The organism is Enterococcus sp. MSG3290 (assembly GCF_050555565.1).
Classification (GTDB): Bacteria; Bacillota; Bacilli; order Lactobacillales; family Enterococcaceae; genus Enterococcus_B; species Enterococcus_B faecium.
In genome coordinates this window covers 1,928,048-1,948,812 of sequence record NZ_CP187862.1, presented here as the reverse complement: position 1 = coordinate 1,948,812, position 20,765 = coordinate 1,928,048, and the positions used below count along the sequence as shown (strand labels likewise).

The following is a 20,765-nucleotide window of genomic DNA, read 5'->3' as shown; positions in this document are numbered from 1 at the left end:
ACGGATAGGGAATTGGAATACATGGAATGTGTTTGTAAGATATAGAATATAACTGCATAAATTTAAATAAAATGAAACAGTTGTGTAAAGTATATACAGTATACTTGAAGCAACGATAAAAAAGGAGTTTACGTTCATGGGCACATTCACACCACTTATCTTGTTTTGGTATATTTACCCGGTAATCGTTTTGTTTGGTTGCCAATTTCTTGTAAAATTATTTTCGTTAAATCGTCGTTTTAAAATAAAAGCCCCTGATTTGGCGATTCCTTTTTTGTGGGGCGGTATGCATGCATTGTCTAGAAATACAGGGACAATTTCTATCTTGCCGTTTTTCTTTATTTCTGTTTTGCTAATGGGAATTTGTATTGCTGTTTTCCAAGCATATTATTATGAAGAAATTATTTATCCGCGTTATTTCAAGATGACTTGGCGTTTGGTTTTTCTGTTGACAATCGTCTTGTACGCTGTCTTGATCATTGTGAACATACTTTCTTACCTATGAAAAAAATAGAAAAGCTGTAAAAAGTCTTTTAAAAGGCTTTTTGCAGCTTGATTTTTAAAAAAATGTTTATGAATAAAAAAAGTTGTTCCCGGATTTCCCAGAAAAGGTGGTAGAAAGTGGGGGATTGTGGTAGACTAATTTTAGTTAGTGGAGGAATGGGGGGCTTTCAATGTTGATGGGTGAATTCCAACATAATATTGATGCAAAAGGACGTTTAATCGTGCCCTCAAAACTTCGTGAAGAACTTGGCGAAAAGTTTGTTCTGACACGCGGATTGGATGGCTGTCTTTTCGGCTATCCGATGAGCGAATGGGAAAATCTGGAAGCTAAACTGAACGAAATGCCGTTGGCTAAAAAAGACGCACGTACTTTTGTGCGATTCTTCTATTCGGCTGCCACTGAATGCGAACTTGATAAACAAGGACGAATCAATATACCCAGCACGTTAAGAAATTATGCAGCTTTGACAAAAGGTTGCGTAGTCATCGGTGTATCTAACCGAATTGAAATTTGGGATGAGACACGATGGCAAGATTTTTCTGCAGGAGCAGAAGAGAACTTTGACGAAATTGCTGAAAGTATGATTGATTTCGGACTATAAGAATAGGAAGAGGCTGACTAATGACTGAAACATTTCAACACTATACAGTCATGTTGAAAGAAACGGTAGATGGATTGAACATCAAACCGGATGGCGTTTATGTAGACTGTACACTCGGCGGTGCCGGACATAGTGAATATTTATTAAGCCAACTAAGTTCTAAAGGGCATCTGTATGCGTTTGACCAAGATCAAAAAGCAATCGATCACGCCAAGCTGCGTTTAGCTTCTTATGTCGAACAAGGTATGGTCACATTTATCAAAGCGAATTTCAGAGAATTAGAAGAACGCTTGAGTGAGCATGTAGATAAGGTAGACGGCATTTTGTATGATCTAGGGGTTTCCTCTCCTCAGCTAGATGAAGCAGAACGTGGATTTAGTTATCATCAAGATGCACCGTTGGATATGCGCATGGATCAGTCAGCTCCTTTATCCGCTTATCACGTAATTAATGAATATTCCTACCATGAATTAGTAAAGATTTTCTTCCGCTATGGCGAGGAGAAATTTTCCAAACAAATTGCTCGTGAAATCGAACGAGTACGAAAAACAAAACCAATCCAAACAACTGGTGAGCTTGTCGAAATCATTAAACAAGTCATCCCAGCTCCCGCAAGAAGAAAAGGCGGGCATCCTGCAAAAAGAATTTTTCAAGCTGTGCGGATTGCAGTAAATGACGAACTCGGTGCCGAAGAGGCCTCTTTAGAACAGGCAATCCGGTTATTGAAAGTCAATGGAAGAATCAGCGTAATCACATTCCATTCATTGGAAGACAGAATTGTCAAAAGTATGTTTAAAGAATATAGTACGGTACAAGATCTACCACCGGGACTTCCTGTCATACCTGACGAATTCCAACCAGAACTGAAAGTCATTACTCGTAAACCAATCCTTCCTTCAGAGGAAGAGCTAGCAGAAAACAATCGATCACGCAGTGCAAAGTTACGTATTGCAGAAAAAATAAGAATGAAAGAGGAGTAGAATGATGGCAGAATTAAAGAAAATGCAAGATTACGAATATGATTTACCTGAATTGGTGGATCAGCCAGAACAACAAATGCCTGATTCTTCTTCGAATCAAGAAATTATTCTTCCACAATCACCGGCAAAACGATTGAAGCAGATTTCTGCTTTGGAAAAAATTGCTGTGGCAAGCGTGGCGATTGCTATTGTTGCTTTATGTGTTTTAACAGTTATGCTGCGCACAAATATCAGCGGAGCTGAAAAAGAAATCACGTCAATACAAACAGAAATCAATGATAAAAAGCAAGAAAAAACGAGTTTAGAACAAGAAAAAAACGAACTTTCTCGTACTGAACGGATTAAACAAATCGCAGAAGAAAAAGGATTGTCTATTAATGACGACAATTTAAGGAAAGTGAAGTAAATGAGTCTTAAAAATAAAATTCGGCGGTTTATGGAAAAGAAAAATCTAAATCCGATGAACAATCGCAAAAAAGTAGGTATCATTTTATTTGCTACGAGTATTGGATTGTTCTTTTTATTTGCCGTCCGTTTCTCGTATATCGTTATTGGAGGTCATGTTGCTGGTACCTCATTAGCTGAAAAAACAAAACAGTTGTACCAAGGAAGTGAAGTAGTAAAAGCAAAAAGAGGAACGATTTATGATCGTAACGGTGTGGCGCTCGCAGAAGATGCCTCCTCTTATTCAATTAAAGCGATACTCTCAAAAACATATACCTCTGGGGATAAAAAACTGTATGTTGAAGAAAAGAATTTTGATAAAATAGCAGAAATCCTGCATAAGAATCTTTCTATAGACAAAAAAGATGCACTGAATATTTTAGAAGACGGCGCAAAAAAAGAGCTGTATCAAGTTGAATTTGGTAGCTATGGGAAAAATATCTCCCAAGAAACCAAGCAAAACATCGAAGCGGATATGAAAAAAGAAGGTGTCGCTGGTCTTTACTTTGTCGACCATCAGGCTCGGATGTATCCAAATGGCGTCTTTTCTTCTCATTTTATTGGATACGCAGTTCCAGACAAAGATGAGAATGGCTTAGTTGGTAAACTAGGTTTGGAGTCTGCTTACAATGATATCTTGAGCGGTAAAGATGGTAAGATTATTTATCAAAAAGATAATTTTCAAAATCCTCTGCCAGGTACAGTGGCAGAAGAAGAAAAAGCTGTCGACGGACAAGATATCTACACGACTTTAGACAGCAGACTACAAAGTTATTTAGAAACACTGATGGATCAAGTAAATGAAGAATATCAGCCAGAAGAATTGACAGCAGTCCTGATGAAAGCAAAAACCGGAGAAATCTTGGCAATGGGACAACGACCTACTTTCAATCCTGAAACAATGGAAGGATTGACTGGAAAAGATGCTATCTGGCGTAATTTCTTGGTACAAGATAGTTATGAACCAGGATCAACCATGAAAGTTTTCACTACTGCAGCTGCTATCGAAGAAGGAGAATTCAACGAGAATGAAACCTTCCAATCTGGAAAAATCCAAGTAGAAGATGCTACGATCAATGACCATGACTTTGGTGAAAAAGGTGTGCTGACCATGCGTCAAGCTCTTTCATGGTCAAGTAACGTCGGGATGGTCATACTGGAACAGCGATTAGGCGGACGATGGTATAACTATTTACAAAAACTAGGATTTGGACAAAGTACTCATTCTGGATTAGATGATGAAGTAAACGGTGCTTTACCTACATCAAATATTGTCGACCGAGCAATGAGTGCTTATGGACAAGCGGTAGGTGTGACGAATTTCCAAATGATGAAAGCTTTCACTTCTATTGCGAATAACGGTACAATGATTCAACCTCGATATATCAGCAAAGTGGTGGATCCCCAAACTGGAGAAGAGCGAACAACTCAAACAGAAGTTCTAGGGCAACCTTTTTCAAAAGAAACAACAGAAAAAGTCCGTGAATATATGAGAGATGTTGTCGAAAGCGAAAACTACGGTAGTGCTTATGGTGTATATAGTGTACCTGGATACAATGTATCGGCAAAAACCGGAACAGCCCAAATCGCTTCTGATACAGGGGGATATCAAACAGGAGATACAGCCTACCTGTATTCGATTGTGGAGATGGTTCCTTCTGAAGATCCAGACTATGTCTTGTATCTAACAATGAAACACCCTAAGACATATGATCGAATGGCCTTGGCTAAAATCGCAAATCCATTGATGAAACGGGCAATGGATTTTAAAGAAACTGAAGAAGATTCAGATACAGAAACAAAAACAGAAAAAGTATCCGTAGCCGATTATCGTAATCTTGAAGCGGACGTTGCAGCAGCTGATGCTCAAAAAAGTGGACTGCAACCTGTAGTGATCGGTAATGGTAAAAAAGTACAAAAACAATCTACTGCCAACGGTGATCAGTTGATCTCTGGAGAAAAACTGATCCTATACACTGGTGGTGATAAGCTGATGCCTGACGTAACAGGATGGTCAAAAGCAGATATCATGAAGCTGGGGAAAATCCTCGGTATTGAAGTTAGTTTTGATGGAGATGGTTATTGTGTCAAACAAGAACTTGCTCCATATGAAAAAATCACTGAAGACAAACTTAGTTTTACTTTAGAAGAATAAGAAGAGAAATAGGAGAGAAAAGAGCATGGAATGGACACAAGCATTGATTCCCATTGTCAGCAGTTGTGCAATGACAATTGCCGCAATGCCGCTATTTATTGGTTACTTTCAAATGAAAAAGCAAGGTCAGGCGATTCGTGAGGAGGGACCAAAGTGGCACAATAGCAAAGCCGGAACTCCTACAATGGGCGGCTTAGTGTTTCTGATCGGCTCTATTTTGACAGGAATTTGGGTTGGAGCTTGGCAAAAACAGCTAACTCCTACTCTTTTCATCTTGCTTTTTGTATTAGCGTTATACGGAGTAATCGGCTTTCTTGATGATTTTATAAAAATATTCAAGAAAAGAAACATGGGACTGAACTCGAAGCAGAAATTGATTGGACAGATTCTAGGGGGAATCATCTTTTATCTTGTTTACCGTTCTGAAGGTTATCCAGGTGTATTGAATTTCTTCGGACTAGATCTACCTTTAGGAATCATTTATGGTATTTTCGCTCTCTTCTGGCTTGTTGGATTTTCAAATGCGGTAAACCTGACAGATGGCATCGATGGATTAGTTGCTGGCTTAGGAAGTATCTCTTTTGCAGCTTACGGTCTAATTGCTTGGCATCAGCATCAGTATGATGTATTAATCATTTGCTTAAGTGTTTTAGGAGGTTTACTGGGTTTCTTCGTCTACAACAGAAAACCTGCCAAGATTTTTATGGGAGATGTCGGTTCATTAGCGTTGGGCGGACTTTTAGCGGCAATTTCTATAATGCTAAACCAAGAATGGACATTGCTTTTGATTGGTTTGATCTATGTTATGGAAACAGCAAGTGTGATGCTTCAAGTTACTTCCTTTAAGCTTACAGGAAAACGAATTTTTAAAATGTCTCCAATTCATCATCACTTTGAAATGTGCGGATGGTCGGAGTGGAAGATTGATACAGTTTTTTGGTTGATCAGCATTGTGACTTCGTTGATCACATTATGGATCGTTTGGTAGGAGATGACGGGAAATGAAAAAAATATCAACATATGAAAATAAGAAAGTGCTTGTCTTAGGACTCGCAAAAAGCGGAGTAAGTGCGGCCAAATTATTACATGAATTGGGCGCACTTGTCACCGTTAATGATGGAAAACCTTTTGACGAAAATCCGGAAGCACAAGAGCTGCTTTCTTTAGGGATAAAAGTAATAACAGGCAGTCATCCAATCGAATTGTTGGATGAAGAATTTTCATTGATGGTCAAAAATCCAGGGATTCCCTACAGTCATCCTTTAGTAGCAAAAGCCCAAGAAATGGGTATTCCGGTAATTACGGAAGTTGAGCTAGCTTACGAAGTAGCGGAATGCCCAATTATTGGGATTACAGGAACGAACGGAAAAACAACGACAACAACGATGACAGGACTACTACTGAATGCAGGAGCAGATCAAGGAATTGCACGTTTAGCAGGAAATATTGGGTATCCAGCAAGTGGTGTCGCGCAAGAAGCGAAACCAGAAGATAAAATCGTGATGGAGTTATCTAGTTTTCAACTCATGGGAATCACAGATTTCCGCCCTCATATAGCGGTGATTACCAATATCTATGAAGCACATATTGATTATCATGGTACAAGAAAAGAATATGTCAAAGCTAAATGGAACCTTCAAAAAAACATGACAGAAAAAGATTATCTGATCCTTAACTGGAATCAGTCAGAACTACAAGAATTAGCGCAAAGAACAAAAGCACGTGTACTGCCTTTCTCGACAAAAGAAGTGTTGGAAGACGGTGTGTATGCTGACGATTACTCAATATACTATAAAAAAGAAAAAATAATGGAAATATCTGAACTTGGCGTACCAGGTAAGCATAATGTAGAAAATGCACTAGCTGCTATTTCTGTAGCAAAATTGTATGGTATATCAAATGAAGCTATACGAGAAACGTTGAATTTATTCCATGGCGTACCACATCGTACGCAATATGTAGGAGAAATCCAAGGCAGAAAATTTTATAATGATTCAAAAGCAACCAATATTTTAGCGACTAAAATGGCTCTAAGTGGATTTGAAACGTCTAAGGTCGTGTTATTGGCTGGCGGATTAGACAGAGGAAATACATTTGATGAATTAATTCCTTCATTAAAAGGAATCAAAGTAATGGTCGTATTTGGCCAAACAAAAGAAAAGTTGATGGATGCTGGAAAAAAAGCAGGCATCGAGACAATAGTAACAGCCGATTCTGTAGAACAAGCAGTTCCTTTAGCATTAGAAAACAGTACAGATGGTGATGTAGTTTTATTATCACCAGCGAATGCCAGCTGGGATCAATACCCAAATTTTGAAACTAGAGGAAACAGATTCATGGAAGCTGTGAACCGATTAAAATAGAAAAAGTAGAAGCGAGCGATAAAAAATGAAAATTTTGGTTACAGGCGGAGGAACAGGGGGACATATTTATCCAGCTCTTGCCTTTGTCAATTATGTAAAGACTCAAGAACCGAATGCTGAATTCATGTATGTGGGAGCAAAACGAGGTCTAGAAAACAAAATCGTCCCTGATACAGGAATGCCTTTCCATACCTTGGAGATTCAAGGATTTAAACGAAAAATTTCCATGCATAACATCAAGACGGTCCGATTGTTTCTTAAGAGTATCCGTCAAGCAAAAAAAATCCTCAGTGATTTTCAACCAGATATCGTTATCGGTACTGGAGGATATGTTTCCGGAGCGGTAGTGTACGCTGCAGCCAAAATGGGTATTCCAACAATTATCCATGAACAAAACAGTGTACCAGGTGTTACCAATAAATTTTTAAGCCGATATGTGGATCGGATCGCTCTTTCATTTAAAGATGCGGCTTCCTTTTTTCCTGAAAACAAAGCAGTTCTTGTAGGTAATCCTCGAGCACAAGAAGTAGCAGATACTAAAAAATCAGATATTTTGAAAACATTTGGTTTGGATCCAGAAAAGAAAACAGTCTTGATTTTTGGCGGTAGTCAAGGAGCACTTAAAATCAATCAAGCAGTATCAGTTTTTTTAAGTGAATATATTCCTTCTTCTTACCAAGTTTTGTATGCTTCAGGAGATAGATATTATGAAGAGATCCTAAATAAAATAAATCCTGAAATACAAAATATTAGTGTCCAGCCTTATATCAAAAATATGGCAGAGGTCATGGCTTCCAGTGATCTGCTGGTGGGGCGTGCTGGTGCAACTTCGATCGCAGAATTCACAGCTCTGGGGTTACCGGCAGTGTTGGTTCCCAGCCCATATGTTACGAATGATCATCAGACTAAAAATGCAATGAGTCTTGTTCACGCAGGAGCAGCAAAAATGATTGCAGATAATGAACTAACAGGTGAATCACTAAGTCAGACAATCAACGAAATCATGGGTGATGAAGAATTGCAAAAGCAAATGTGCCGAGCTTCTAAAGAACAAGGAATCCCTGATGCTTCAAAACGTCTTTATGACTTAGTAAAACAAATAATCAAAAAATAAAGGCGGTGGTCTTAGTGAGTAAGAAAAAAGAACCAAAAAAATTGTCTCATCCGTCTTCTGATGAAAACAATTTGACTCCTTGGCAAAAGGCTAACCGAAAATATCTGGCAGAACAAGAGATGAAAAACCAAGAGCCAAAAAAAGAAGACATAACATTAGATACACCCCTTTCAGATTCTGAAGAAGAAAAAACGGTTCAAGAGGAACAGCAAGAAGAAAGCCAGTCCGAGAAAAAAATCGAATTTTTTGAAGAGATCAAGCAAAAGAAAAACGGTGGACCATATAACGGTTCTTTTTTGAACCGGCTGCCCAATTTAAAAAGTCAACGGCACAAAGTACTATTTCGTCGGTTAGCTTTGATCATCACTGTATTGGGTATACCGCTGATTTTTTTGATCTATTATGTTTCTCCTTATAGCAAATTACAAGCAGTTGCAGTATCAGGCAATAAGACAGTCAACAGCCAAGAAATCATCTCTGATACAAAATTGTCATTAGGAGAAAATGTTTGGGGACAGTATTTTCATCGATCTACTTATATCGATCGCCTTAAAAAAGCACAGCCAAGAATCGAAACAGCAAATATACATTTCAAAGGAATGAATGAATTCGATTTGGATGTAACAGAATATAAAGAGATTGCTTTGATCGCAAAAAACAATCAATACTACCCAGTGATTGAAAATGGAACAGTATTAGATGAAAAAGTAGCAAATCCTACAAAAAATCTCCCTATCTTGGAAGAGTTCAAAGACTCTGCAAAAATCAAAGAATTAACAAAGCAATACAATCAGTTATCATCAGAATTACAAAAAGCAATTTCTGAAATCAAGTACACGCCAAGAGCAAGCAATAAAAATCTGATCCAATTGAATATGAATGACGGCAATCAAGTTATTGTAAATATCAATAATCTTGCGAACCAAATGAAATATTATTCGCAAGTAGCCAAAGATATGGATGAAAAAGGTGTGATCGACATGGAAGTTGGTATCTTCTCGCATCCTTACGGTAGCACTCAAGAAACGGAAGAATCGGGCCAATCGGAAGAAACAACTGAAAGTGAAGAAAATGCGGATCAAACAAACGAATCAAGTGAAGAGGCAGAAACGCAAGCAGCACAAACACCTGGATCGTCTAACACAAACGGATCATCTGATTCAAATGATTCAAGTGAAACAAGTCAAATAGAAGATAATCCAAGTACAACTCCGTCAAGTTTAAATGAAAATTGATAAAACAACTTTAAAAAGTAAGAATGTACTTTCTAAAAACCAGTAATTTATGGTAGAATTGGAAGCAGTGAATATATCTATTAATAAGTATATTTTAAAACGGACGCTAGTTGTTCGCTTGTATATGGAATAGTAAGTAGGAGGGAATCCCATTCATGGCAAAAACAGGAATGTATGTAGGCCTTGATATTGGAACGACATCTGTTAAAGTTGTCGTGGCTGAATATATCGACAGCCAAATGAATATTATTGGAGTAGGAAACGCAAAATCAGAAGGGATTAACCGAGGCATTATCGTTGATATCGATAAAACGGTCCAAGCGATACAACGAGCAGTACGACAAGCAGAAGAAAAAGCAGGTATCCAGATCAAAGGCGTAAGTGTCGGTTTGCCAGCAAACATGCTTGAAGTAGAAAATTGCCAGGGAATGATTGCAGTTAACGGAGATTCAAAGGAAATCACCGATGAAGATGTCAGAAATGTGGCTTCAGCTGCCCTTGTTCGTTCAATACCTCCTGAACGTCAAATCGTGTCAATATTGCCACAAGATTTTACTGTCGATGGGTTCGAGGGAATCAAAGATCCTCGTGGAATGATCGGCGTAAGATTAGAAATGTACGGTCTGTTGTTTACAGGACCTAAAACGATCATCCATAACATACGTAAATGCGTGGAAAATGCCGGATTAATCGTCAACGAAATGGTGATTACTCCTTTAGCGCTGACTGAATCAATTCTTTCTGACGGAGAAAAAGATTTTGGTACGATCGTCATTGATATGGGTGGCGGCCAAACAACAACGGCTGTTATGCATGATAAGCAATTGAAGTTTACCAATCTTGACCAAGAAGGTGGCGAATTTGTCACTAAAGATATCTCTATTGTATTAAATACGTCATTTAACAATGCAGAAGCGTTGAAAATAAACTACGGTGATGCATACCCAGAACGGACATCACCAGATGAAGAATTTCCAGTAGATGTGATTGGTCAGTCAGAACCAGTGAAAGTCGATGAACGCTACTTGTCAGAAATTATTTCAGCTCGAATGGAACAGATTTTCAACAAAGCAAAAGATGCATTGGACCAAATCGAAGCATTAGAGTTGCCAGGTGGCGTCGTATTGACAGGCGGAGCTGCTAGTCTTCCTGGTGTTGTGGACTTGGCACAAGAAATCTTCGGCGTAAATGTAAAATTGTATGTTCCAAATCACATGGGGCTGAGAAACCCGGTATTTACAAATGTAATAAGTATCGTGGATTATTCAGCAAACTTGAGTGAAGTGTATCAATTGGCAAAAATTGCTGTTACGGGTGAAACCTCAGCAGCTCGTCAAATGGTAGTTGAACAAGAAACAACAAACACATATGAGAGCTATGAAGCACCTGAAGAAACAATCTACGATGAGCCGGAACCAAAAGAGTCCGGAGAAAATGTAAAAAATAAAATCAAGGGTTTCTTTACAAATATTTTTGATTAATTCATCCTGGGAGGAATAAGATATGGAATTCTCAATTGATAATAATATCAATGACGGCGCAGTAATCAAAGTCATCGGAGTCGGTGGTGGCGGTGGAAATGCTGTAAACCGAATGATTGAAGAAAACGTTAAAGGTGTTGAATTCATTACAGCCAACACAGACGTGCAAGCATTAAAAAATTCAAAAGCTGAAACAGTTATCCAATTAGGCCCCAAATATACTCGTGGTTTAGGTGCTGGTTCTCAGCCAGAAGTTGGACAAAAAGCGGCAGAAGAAAGTGAACAATCCTTACGCGAAGCTTTAGACGGTGCAGATATGATTTTCATCACTGCAGGAATGGGTGGAGGAACCGGTACAGGTGCTGCACCAATCGTTGCAGGTATCGCGAAAGAATTGGGCGCATTGACTGTTGGTGTCGTGACACGTCCATTCACTTTTGAAGGACCGAAACGTGGCCGTTTTGCTGCAGAAGGTATCGCTCGTTTGAAAGAAAATGTGGATACATTATTAATTATCTCAAATAACCGTTTATTAGAAGTTGTAGATAAAAAGACACCGATGCTTGAAGCTTTCCGTGAAGCAGATAATGTTTTACGACAAGGTGTACAAGGTATCTCTGATTTGATCACAGCGCCAGGTTACGTTAACCTTGACTTTGCTGACGTGAAAACAGTGATGGAAAACCAAGGTACAGCATTGATGGGGATCGGTGTGGCTAGTGGAGAAGATCGCGTAGTAGAAGCAACGAAAAAAGCAATCTCCTCTCCATTGCTTGAAACATCTATTGATGGAGCTGAACAAGTACTTCTTAACATCACAGGCGGTTTGGATATGACATTGTTCGAAGCACAAGATGCTTCAGATATCGTAGCAAATGCAGCAACTGGCGATGTAAATATCATTCTAGGTACATCTATCAATGAAGAAATGGGCGATGAAATCCGTGTGACGGTCATCGCAACAGGTATCGATGAATCAAAAAAGGAACGCAAGTCTAGCCGACCAGCTAGACAAGCACAAATGCAATCACCTGCTCAAAAGACTGTATTAGATATGGATCAAGCTAAACCAACTTCTTCAGAAGAAGAAAACAGTTTTGGCGATTGGGATATCAGACGTGAACAAAATGTTCGTCCTAGAGTTGATGATTCCAATTTTGACAATATCGAAAAAAAAGAATTTGATACATTCAACCGCGAAGAAACAAAATCTCATGGCGATGATGAATTAAATACGCCACCGTTTTTCCGTCGTAAAAAATAAAGGAGAGGAAGAGCACATGATTGCTGACAACTTGCAGAAAATCAAGCAAGAAATTCAGGATTCGTGTGCTCTTGTTCATCGTGATCCGAAAGAAGTTACATTAGTAGCTGTAACAAAATCTGTTGAATCCGCTCAAGCTGAAGAATTGGTTAGAGCTGGCGTTATGAATTGTGCAGAAAACCGAGTAGATAAACTATTACAAAAGAAACAAGATTTATTTGATTTTCCTGAAATAAAGTGGCATTTAATTGGTAATTTACAGCGCAGAAAGGTAAAATTGATTGTAAATGAAATTGATTACTTTCATGCGTTGGACAGTTTAAGATTAGCAGAAGAAATCCAGAAGCGGTTAGAGAAAGAATTATCCTGTTTTATTGAAGTAAATGTTTCTGGTGAGGAATCAAAACATGGAATTTCACCAGATGAGCTTTTACCGTTTGTGGAATCTTTAGCTGCCTGCACAAAAATCAAGGTTGTTGGGTTAATGACTATGGCGCCTAAAGAAGCTTCTGATGAGCAAATCCATAAAGTGTTTGGTACGCTGAAAGAATTGCGTGATCTTGTTCAAGCAAAAGGTTATGCCCATGCACCATGTAGTGAATTAAGTATGGGGATGAGTCAAGACTTTCAAATTGCGATTGAAGAAGGTGCAACATTTATCCGTGTAGGAACAGCGCTATTCAAAGACGAATAAAGGAGGAACAAAAATGCCGCTTTTAAACAGAGGAGCAATTGCTAATTTTTTCGGATTAGCTGATGAGGAAGAGTACGAATACCAAGATTATCCTGAAACAACAAAAAAGGCTGTACAGCCAACTAAAAAAAATACAACACAGAATCAATCAACTCATTCTGTATCTGCTGCGAATACTCATGAAAAACAAAAAACGGCGACTTCACGTCCTGTAACGCATGAAAGTATTCAGCCGGCTGAAAAGAAAAAAGTAATTGAACTACATCAATCACCTACAAAAACTGTAGCGAAAGAAAGAACAGCTTCAAGAACCTCTACACAACCTAAAGCAAATCTTGCTGGAAAAATCACTGTAATGGAACCAAGAGCTTATTCTGAAGCTATGGCGATTGCTAAACGAATCATTGCTGGAGAAGCAACCTTAGTGAATTTTCATTTAGTAGAAGAAAAACAAGCGAGAAGAATCGTTGATTTTCTAACAGGAACAGTTTATGCACTAGATGGAGATATCAAACGTGTTGGAGATGAGATTTTTCTTTGTACACCGACTGGGATGGAGATTGACAGTTCAACCGCTCAATCTTTTGCAGATGCGAATTTGTTTGATCTGTAAGAGGAGGAACTACGATTTATACTATTGCACTATTACTTCATTTACTTCAACGGGCAGCCTATTTCTATAGCATTATCTTGATGGTATATGCATTGCTCTCTTGGTTTCCAGGCGGGTATCAATCAGGGCTAGGACGATTATTAGCTAAGATCTGCGAACCGTATATCAGTTTGTTCGATCGTCTGCCTTTGAGGATTGGACCCTTGGATTTCACAATTTTAGGGGCAATCCTGATCTTGAACTTAGCCGTACAAGGTTTAGCACAGATCGTTATATGGATAACTGTCCATTTAGTTTATTGATTGAAGCAACAAAATCTTTATTCTCAGAATAGATAGGAGGGGAAAATTTTGGATGCAAATGTATACCAGCACTTTCGGGCAGATGAACGTACATTTATCGATTCGGTAGGCGATTGGATTGAACAGGTTCAAGGACAATATGCACCCTATCTGACCGAATTTCTTGACCCAAGACAATCCTATATTTTAGAAACACTGATTCGACAAAGCAGTGATTTGCGTTTCATGTTTTATGGCGGATATGAACAGGCAGAAAGAAAAAGATGTTTGATTTTCCCCGATTATTACGAACCTGTAGAGGAAGATTTTGAAACAGCATTGTATGAAATCCATTATCCTAGCAAATTTGCCAGCCTAAGTCATGGGAAAATCCTTGGAACTTTAGTGGGAACGGGGATCAAACGCTCTTACTTTGGCGATATCATCTCGGACGGTGATCGCTGGCAAGTATTTATTGCAAATGAGGTGGATCATTTTGTTGCTGCACAAGTAACAAAGATTGGAAAGGTTGCTGTACGCTTGGAACCAATCAAATACACAGAAATGATTATGCCGAAAGATAGCTGGACACAAGAAAGAGGAACAGTTAGTTCCATGCGACTAGACAGTGTGATCTCTGAGATTTATAATATTTCCAGACAGCGGTCCAAGCAGCTGATCGAAGCTGGTAAAGTAAAAGTGAACTGGACAGAAAATACAAGACCTGATTTTGTACTTGAACTATTAGATATTATTTCAGTCAGAGGTTATGGCAGAGTCCAGATCCAAGAACTTGAGGGGAAGACGAAAAAAGAAAAGTACAGGGTACTGTTCGGTGTATTACGTAAATAAAATAAAAAGGTGGTTTACTCATGGCTTTAACTCCATTAGATATCCAAAATAAGACATTCCCGACAAAAATGCGGGGATATAATCAAGACGAAGTAGATGATTTCTTAGATTTAGTTGTTCGTGACTATGAGGAATTGACTCAAAGAAATCGAGAATTAGAAAAAGCAGTCAAACATTCTGAAGAAAAACTTGAGTACTTCAATGAATTAAAAGATGCTTTGAACCAATCAATCATCGTAGCTCAAGATACGGCTGATAAAGTAAAAACAAGTGCAAGCAAGGAATCCGAAGTGATCGTTACTTCTGCACAAAACAAAGCAGATGAGTTAGTTGCGAACGCTGAAAAACGTGCACATCAATTAACAACTGATGCAGAAGAAAAAGCAAGAAAAATCTTGACAGATGCAACAGAAAAAGCAAGACAGCTTGCGACAGAAACTGAAGATCTTAAGAAAAAAACACGAGTATTCCATCAACGTATCAGCTTGATGCTTGAGTCTCAATTAGAACAAGTGAAAAGTCCGGAATGGGATGAAATTTTACAACCATTCTCCAGCTACGTGACTGACAGCCATGAAGTGATCAAAGAAGTTTTAGCAAAACAGCTTGACAATGAAAATGATACTGATGTAAACTCAGACACAGGAGTCATAGAAGCACCTATGACGGCATTTGATACACAGGCTATTGATATCTCGATCGTGCCTGGTGAAAATGAAAACGAGTAGAACAGAAAAGCACTTTGTTATTCTTAAAGCGAGCCGATGAGAGTGGAAGTTCGGTAAGACACTGCATGGTGAAAGATCCTCTACTTGAGACCTGCTTTTCCGAAATTAGAGTAAGAAGCAGCGGCTGACCTCGTTATTGGTCACAGAGAGTTTGCACTAGATAGATGCAACTAAATTTGGGTGGTACCACGGCATGTTCGTCCCTTGCGGCTGAACATGCTTTTTTGTGTCCGGAAAACAAATAAAGGAGTGTATGGTTGAATGAAAATGAAAGAAACCTTGCAATTAGGAAAAACAAAATTCCCTATGCGTGGTAATTTGCCAAACCGAGAAGGCGAGTGGCAAAAAGAATGGGAAGAAAATCGAATCTACCAAAAAAGACAAGAGTTGAACGAAGGAAAACCTAGCTTTGTTCTTCATGATGGACCTCCATATGCCAATGGTAATATCCATTTAGGACATTCATTGAATAAAATCAGTAAAGACATTATCATTCGTTCAAAATCAATGTCTGGCTATCGTGCACCATATGTTCCAGGATGGGATACACATGGATTGCCGATTGAACAAGTATTGGCTAATAAAGGCGTGAAACGTAAAGAAATGTCCATGGCAGAATACTTGGAAAAATGTCGTGAATATGCACTTTCCCAAGTAGATAAGCAACGAGCAGATTTCAAACGCCTAGGAGTTGCAGGAGATTGGGAACATCCTTATGTTACATTAGATCCTTCTTATGAAGCTGCACAAGTACGCGTATTTGGTAAAATGGCTGAAAAAGGCTATATTTACAAAGGATTGAAACCAATTTACTGGTCTCCGTCAAGTGAGTCTTCTTTAGCGGAAGCTGAAATTGAATATAAAGATGTAAAATCTCCATCTATTTTTGTAGCTTTCAATGTCAAAGACGGCAAAGATATTCTTGATGAAGATACAGCTTTTGTCATTTGGACGACAACACCATGGACATTGCCAGCAAACCAAGGTATTGCTGTAAATCCAAAATTTACGTATGTATTGGTGGAAGCCGATGGCCGTAAGTTTGTCGTAGCGAAAGATTTGCTAGAAACAGTCCAATCAGAAATCGGTTGGGAAAATGTAACAGTTCTAAAAGAATTTGCTGGACAAGAAATGGAATATATGACTGCAAGTCATCCATTCTATGAACGTGAATCACTTGTGATTTTAGGCGATCATGTTACTTTAGACGCTGGTACTGGATTAGTCCATACTGCTCCAGGACATGGGGAAGATGACTATATCGCTGGTAGCAAATATAAACTATCTGTAGTGTCACCTGTAGACTCAAAAGGATTGTTTACAGAAGAAGCACCTGGATTTGAAGGTATCTTTTATGACAAAGCAAATCCTATGATCACTGATCTATTAAAAGAAAAAGGAGCTTTGCTGAAGCTAGATTTCTTTACTCATAGTTATCCTCACGATTGGCGGACGAAAAAGCCTGTGATCTATCGGGCAACTCCACAATGGTTTGCATCTATCGATAAATTCCGTCAGAATATTTTGGATGAAGTAGAAAAAGTAGAGTGGGTTATCCCATGGGGTAAAACACGTTTGTATAATATGATCCGTGACCGCGGCGATTGGGTAATTTCCCGTCAGCGTGCATGGGGAGTACCACTTCCGATTTTCTATGCTGAAAATGGAGAAGCAATCATCACACCAGAAACAATCGAACATGTGGCAAAATTATTTGCTGAACATGGATCAATTATCTGGTTTGAAAAAGAAGCGAAAGAACTTCTTCCTGAAGGATTTACCCACCCAGGTTCTCCTAATGGCGAATTTACAAAAGAAAAAGATATCATGGATGTCTGGTTTGATTCTGGTTCTTCTCATGAAGCTGTTTTACGTCAGCGACCAGAATTATCATTCCCAGCAGATATGTATTTAGAAGGATCAGACCAATATCGTGGCTGGTTCAACTCAAGTATCACGACTAGTGTGGCTATCAATGGTGTAGCACCATACAAATCAGTTATTTCTCAAGGATTTGCTTTAGATGGTGAAGGCCGTAAGATGAGTAAATCTTTAGGAAACATCATTGCACCAGAAAAAGTGATCAAACAATTTGGTGCAGATATCCTTCGCTTATGGGTATCTAGTGTAGATTATGAAGCAGATGTTCGTGTTTCTATGGATATCTTAAGTCAAGTGGCAGAAGTATATCGTAAAATCAGAAATACGATGCGTTTCTTATTAGCGAATACAGAAGATTTCGATCCTAAAAAAGATACTGTTTCGTACAATGATTTACGTTCTGTAGACAAATATATGACCGTTCGATTGAACCAAGTAATCAAAGAAATCCGAGAAGAAGGGTACGACAAATATAACTTCATGCATATTTACCGTACAGTTATGAACTTCTTGACGGTTGACCTATCGTCATTCTACCTGGATTTTGCTAAAGATGTAGTTTATATTGAAGCAGAAGATGATTATCAACGTCGTTGCATGCAAACTGTTTTCTATCAAACAGCTGTAGCTTTGACAAAATTATTGACTCCTATCATTCCGCATACAGCAGAAGAAATCTGGTCATTCCTGAAAGAAGAAGAGGAGTACGTTCAGTTAAGCGAGTTTCCTGGTTATGAAGAGTTTGCAAACCAAGAAGAATTGATGGATACCTGGACTGCTTTCATGGACTTCCGTGATAATGTCTTAAAAGCATTGGAAGAAGCAAGAAACAGCAAATTGATTGGTAAATCTTTGGAAGCAAAACTAACTGTTTATCCAAAACAACAAGTTCGTGAAATGTTAAAAGCTTTGGATGCAGATATTGCACAATTATTGATCGTTTCACCAGACTACTTTGAAGTTATGGCAGCAGATGAACAAGTGCCAGATAACGCTATGGTATTTGATGATGTTGCTATTACAGTGGAAAAAGCAGACGGGGAAACTTGCGATCGCTGTCGCCAAGTTCGTAAAGATGTAGGAGTAGATGAAAAACTTCCTCATCTATGCGGTCGTTGTGCAAAAATCGTTGAAGACTTCTATCCTGAAGCTGTAGCTGAAGGATTCGAAGAAAAGTAAAAGGGAAAAGGGGGTGTGACATGTTCTTTGTCACACCCCCTTTTGTTATCAATCGTTTAATTTTCCACGTTCACGATACCAGTTATCTGGTTGCCAGATCCATTCGAATCCGTCTTTTTCAAGTAGTTCGAAAGCTGCTCTAGGTCCCATTGATCCAGCTTTGTAGTTGGGAAAATCCGGTTGTGTTTGGTCCCAAGCTTTTCGAATGACATCCACGATATGCCAAGATTGAGCGACTTCTTCCCAATGAGAGAAGTTCGTTCCATCACCATTCAACGCATCTAATAGTAATTTTTCGTAAGCTTCTGGGCTATTTTCAACCATTTCTGCACTATTTCTAAATTCCAATTTGATTGGTTCCGTTTCAAATCCTTGCCCTACTTCTTTCCCATTCAAGGATAAAGAAAATCCTTCAGTTGGCTGAATATAGATCGTTAGAACATTAGGTGGAAGTGTCGTATCGTCACATGGTTCATCGACAGATGTTTTGAATACATTAACAGGAACTTGTTTGAATACGATGTTGATCCGAGTCCCTTTTTCAGTCAAACGTTTGCCTGTACGTACATAGAAAGGAACACCTGACCAACGGAAGTTATCGATAGTGAATTTGCCTGCGACGAATGTTTCAGTCTCTGATTGAGCATCCACTTTGTCTTCTTCGCGATAGCCCTTGAATTGTACACCATCCAATTCACCTTGAGCATATTGCCCGCGAACGAAGTTTTCTAACACTTCTTCTTCGTTATAAATGCGGATAGCTTTCAATGCTTTGATCTTTTCTGTACGGATTTCTTTTTCGGAAAATGCTACTGGCGGTTCCATTGCAAGTAATGCTACAACCTGTAAAATATGATTTTGCACCATGTCTTTAAGTGCGCCACTATGATCGTAGTAGCCCCCGCGATCTTCTACACCGAGGTTTTCGCCAAAAGTAATTTGGATATTGTCGATATAGCGATTGTTCCATTGAGCCTCAAAAATATTATTGGCAAAACGGATAGCTGAGATGTTTTGGATCATTTCTTTTCCTAAATAATGATCAATCCTGAAAATATCTTGTTCTGGGAATACTTCTCTGATTTGCTGGTTCAATTCAAAAGCAGACTGGTAATCAGAACCGAACGGTTTTTCTATGATCAAACGATTGAAGCCATTTTTTGTCATAATATTTTGTGATTTCAAATGAGAAACGATCGTTCCAAAAAATTGAGGTGCCATAGCCAAATAATAGACACGGTTACCGTTTAATTGATAGTGTCCATCTAATCGGTCAGACAATTCTTTTAATGTCTGATAATGCGTTGAATCATTTACATCATGGGATTGATAGTAAAAATGGCTTGCAAAGGTAGTTGCTTCTTCATCTGAAGGATTCAATGCACGGATTGTTTCTTTGACAACTTCACGGTAGTGCTCATCGCTCCAGGGACGGCGAGCGGTTCCGATTACAGCAAAATGCTCGCCTAAATTTCCTTTTCTGTAAAGGCGGAACAAAGACGGGTACAATTTACGCTGGGCTAGGTCACCTGTACCGCCGAATATCGTAAACAATACATTTTTTTCATTAGACATGTGGATACACTCCTTTATATTTTATCGACAAAAATCGTGCTGGCCGCCTTAAAGCTGACGGGGATTTTCTTTCTATCATTTTGGATAGTGATCGGTCCTTCATAAGCTGCGATGTCAACGATCTCATATTCTTCGTTGATATTCAGGTCAATAGTGACTAAGTAATCCAACAATTCTTTTTCATCAAGCACTCGTGCGATACGCACTTTTGTACCGACAGGATAGGACTCCAATGTTTGTCGGCGTTCTTCATGGACAACTTCCTCTTTTTTAGGAATCGATCCTCCATGAGGACAATGTTCAGGATGATTCAAATAGTTTTCTAAATGATCTGCAAGATGTTCCGAAGTCACATGTTCCAATACTTCAGCATCATCATGGACTTCATTCCAGCTATAGTCTAAATGTTCAACTAAAAAAACTTCCCATAAGCGATGTTTGCGAATCAGACTGCTAGCTTTTTGCAGTCCGCTTGCAGTCAATTGTACACCTTGATAAGGGGAATGTTCTACAAGCTCTTCTTTCACAAGTTTAGAAATCATTTCACTGACAGATGCAGCTGAGACATCTAGACTAGATACGATTTGTTTATTGTTGACTTTCGTTGTATCTCCACCTAGTTCTAAAATGATTTTCAAATAATCTTCTCGATTTGGTGTCATATTCGATCATCCTTTCATGGTAAAAAACCATCATTAGTAAGTGTAACAAAAAAAACGTTAATTGACTATTTTTCTAAATAAAAAACAAAGGATTTTTAGACGTTTTTACAACAAAAAACGAAAGATGATAGAGAAGACTCATTCTTTCGTTTATAAAG

At 38.6% G+C, this 20,765-nt stretch carries 19 protein-coding genes; 17 read left to right on the top strand and 2 right to left on the bottom strand.

Going from position 1 to position 20,765, the window contains the following annotated elements; translation table 11 throughout:
* Window positions 1-136 precede the first annotated feature (136 nt).
* The 17 genes from IGL31_RS09355 to ileS all read left to right on the top strand — a co-directional run bounded on the left by IGL31_RS09355 (window position 137) and on the right by ileS (window position 18,370).
* Window positions 137-505: a DUF3397 domain-containing protein gene (locus IGL31_RS09355; protein WP_002286647.1), complete on the top strand. Its 369-nt coding sequence runs from the start codon at window positions 137-139 to the stop codon at window positions 503-505.
* A 169-nt stretch (window positions 506-674) separates the two neighbouring features.
* Window positions 675-1,106 (top strand): division/cell wall cluster transcriptional repressor MraZ, encoded by a 432-nt coding sequence (gene mraZ / locus IGL31_RS09350; protein WP_002326039.1) that lies wholly within the window; start codon window positions 675-677, stop codon window positions 1,104-1,106.
* Between the two features lie 20 nt (window positions 1,107-1,126).
* On the top strand, window positions 1,127-2,086 hold the full coding sequence (gene rsmH, locus IGL31_RS09345; RefSeq protein ID WP_002297994.1) for a 16S rRNA (cytosine(1402)-N(4))-methyltransferase RsmH: 960 nt from the start codon (window positions 1,127-1,129) through the stop codon (window positions 2,084-2,086).
* A 4-nt stretch (window positions 2,087-2,090) separates the two neighbouring features.
* The gene (ftsL, locus tag IGL31_RS09340; protein ID WP_002294542.1) at window positions 2,091-2,492 is read left to right on the top strand and encodes a cell division protein FtsL; all 402 of its coding nucleotides are present in this window, start codon (window positions 2,091-2,093) and stop codon (window positions 2,490-2,492) included.
* On the top strand, window positions 2,493-4,685 hold the full coding sequence (locus IGL31_RS09335; protein WP_002286640.1) for a penicillin-binding transpeptidase domain-containing protein: 2,193 nt from the start codon (window positions 2,493-2,495) through the stop codon (window positions 4,683-4,685).
* 25 nt (window positions 4,686-4,710) lie between these two features.
* Window positions 4,711-5,673 carry a phospho-N-acetylmuramoyl-pentapeptide-transferase gene (gene mraY / locus IGL31_RS09330; protein WP_002286639.1) on the top strand — a complete coding sequence of 321 codons (963 nt, stop codon included), beginning with the start codon at window positions 4,711-4,713 and terminating at the stop codon, window positions 5,671-5,673.
* A 13-nt stretch (window positions 5,674-5,686) separates the two neighbouring features.
* A complete protein-coding gene (murD, locus tag IGL31_RS09325) occupies window positions 5,687-7,048 on the top strand; it encodes a UDP-N-acetylmuramoyl-L-alanine--D-glutamate ligase (protein WP_081156747.1) in 1,362 nt (453 codons plus the stop codon).
* Window positions 7,049-7,073: 25 nt separating this feature from the next.
* Window positions 7,074-8,162 carry an undecaprenyldiphospho-muramoylpentapeptide beta-N-acetylglucosaminyltransferase gene (gene murG / locus IGL31_RS09320; protein ID WP_002325465.1) on the top strand — a complete coding sequence of 363 codons (1,089 nt, stop codon included), beginning with the start codon at window positions 7,074-7,076 and terminating at the stop codon, window positions 8,160-8,162.
* Between the two features lie 14 nt (window positions 8,163-8,176).
* Window positions 8,177-9,397: a cell division protein FtsQ/DivIB gene (locus IGL31_RS09315; RefSeq protein WP_002339623.1), complete on the top strand. Its 1,221-nt coding sequence runs from the start codon at window positions 8,177-8,179 to the stop codon at window positions 9,395-9,397.
* A gap of 155 nt (window positions 9,398-9,552) precedes the next feature.
* Window positions 9,553-10,878 (top strand): cell division protein FtsA, encoded by a 1,326-nt coding sequence (ftsA, locus tag IGL31_RS09310; RefSeq protein ID WP_002286631.1) that lies wholly within the window; start codon window positions 9,553-9,555, stop codon window positions 10,876-10,878.
* A 22-nt stretch (window positions 10,879-10,900) separates the two neighbouring features.
* Window positions 10,901-12,142: a cell division protein FtsZ gene (gene ftsZ, locus IGL31_RS09305; RefSeq protein ID WP_002286629.1), complete on the top strand. Its 1,242-nt coding sequence runs from the start codon at window positions 10,901-10,903 to the stop codon at window positions 12,140-12,142.
* A 16-nt stretch (window positions 12,143-12,158) separates the two neighbouring features.
* Window positions 12,159-12,836, top strand: coding sequence for a YggS family pyridoxal phosphate-dependent enzyme (locus tag IGL31_RS09300; protein WP_002324421.1), 678 nt, complete (start codon window positions 12,159-12,161; stop codon window positions 12,834-12,836).
* Window positions 12,837-12,849: 13 nt separating this feature from the next.
* The gene (locus tag IGL31_RS09295) at window positions 12,850-13,449 is read left to right on the top strand and encodes a cell division protein SepF (protein ID WP_002286627.1); all 600 of its coding nucleotides are present in this window, start codon (window positions 12,850-12,852) and stop codon (window positions 13,447-13,449) included.
* 23 nt (window positions 13,450-13,472) lie between these two features.
* Window positions 13,473-13,751 carry a YggT family protein gene (locus tag IGL31_RS09290; RefSeq protein ID WP_033582058.1) on the top strand — a complete coding sequence of 93 codons (279 nt, stop codon included), beginning with the start codon at window positions 13,473-13,475 and terminating at the stop codon, window positions 13,749-13,751.
* Window positions 13,752-13,799: 48 nt separating this feature from the next.
* Window positions 13,800-14,582, top strand: coding sequence for an RNA-binding protein (locus tag IGL31_RS09285; protein WP_002286624.1), 783 nt, complete (start codon window positions 13,800-13,802; stop codon window positions 14,580-14,582).
* Between the two features lie 20 nt (window positions 14,583-14,602).
* Window positions 14,603-15,310: a DivIVA domain-containing protein gene (locus IGL31_RS09280; RefSeq protein WP_002286622.1), complete on the top strand. Its 708-nt coding sequence runs from the start codon at window positions 14,603-14,605 to the stop codon at window positions 15,308-15,310.
* Window positions 15,311-15,571: 261 nt separating this feature from the next.
* Window positions 15,572-18,370 carry an isoleucine--tRNA ligase gene (ileS, locus tag IGL31_RS09275; RefSeq protein ID WP_002286621.1) on the top strand — a complete coding sequence of 933 codons (2,799 nt, stop codon included), beginning with the start codon at window positions 15,572-15,574 and terminating at the stop codon, window positions 18,368-18,370.
* Window positions 18,371-18,418: 48 nt separating this feature from the next.
* Here ileS and zwf read toward each other — a convergent pair whose 3' ends face one another.
* A complete protein-coding gene (zwf, locus tag IGL31_RS09270) occupies window positions 18,419-19,945 on the bottom strand; it encodes a glucose-6-phosphate dehydrogenase (RefSeq protein ID WP_081156746.1) in 1,527 nt (508 codons plus the stop codon).
* A 14-nt stretch (window positions 19,946-19,959) separates the two neighbouring features.
* The gene (locus IGL31_RS09265) at window positions 19,960-20,607 is read right to left on the bottom strand and encodes a metal-dependent transcriptional regulator (protein WP_002286616.1); all 648 of its coding nucleotides are present in this window, start codon (window positions 20,605-20,607) and stop codon (window positions 19,960-19,962) included.
* Window positions 20,608-20,765: the final 158 nt, after the last annotated feature.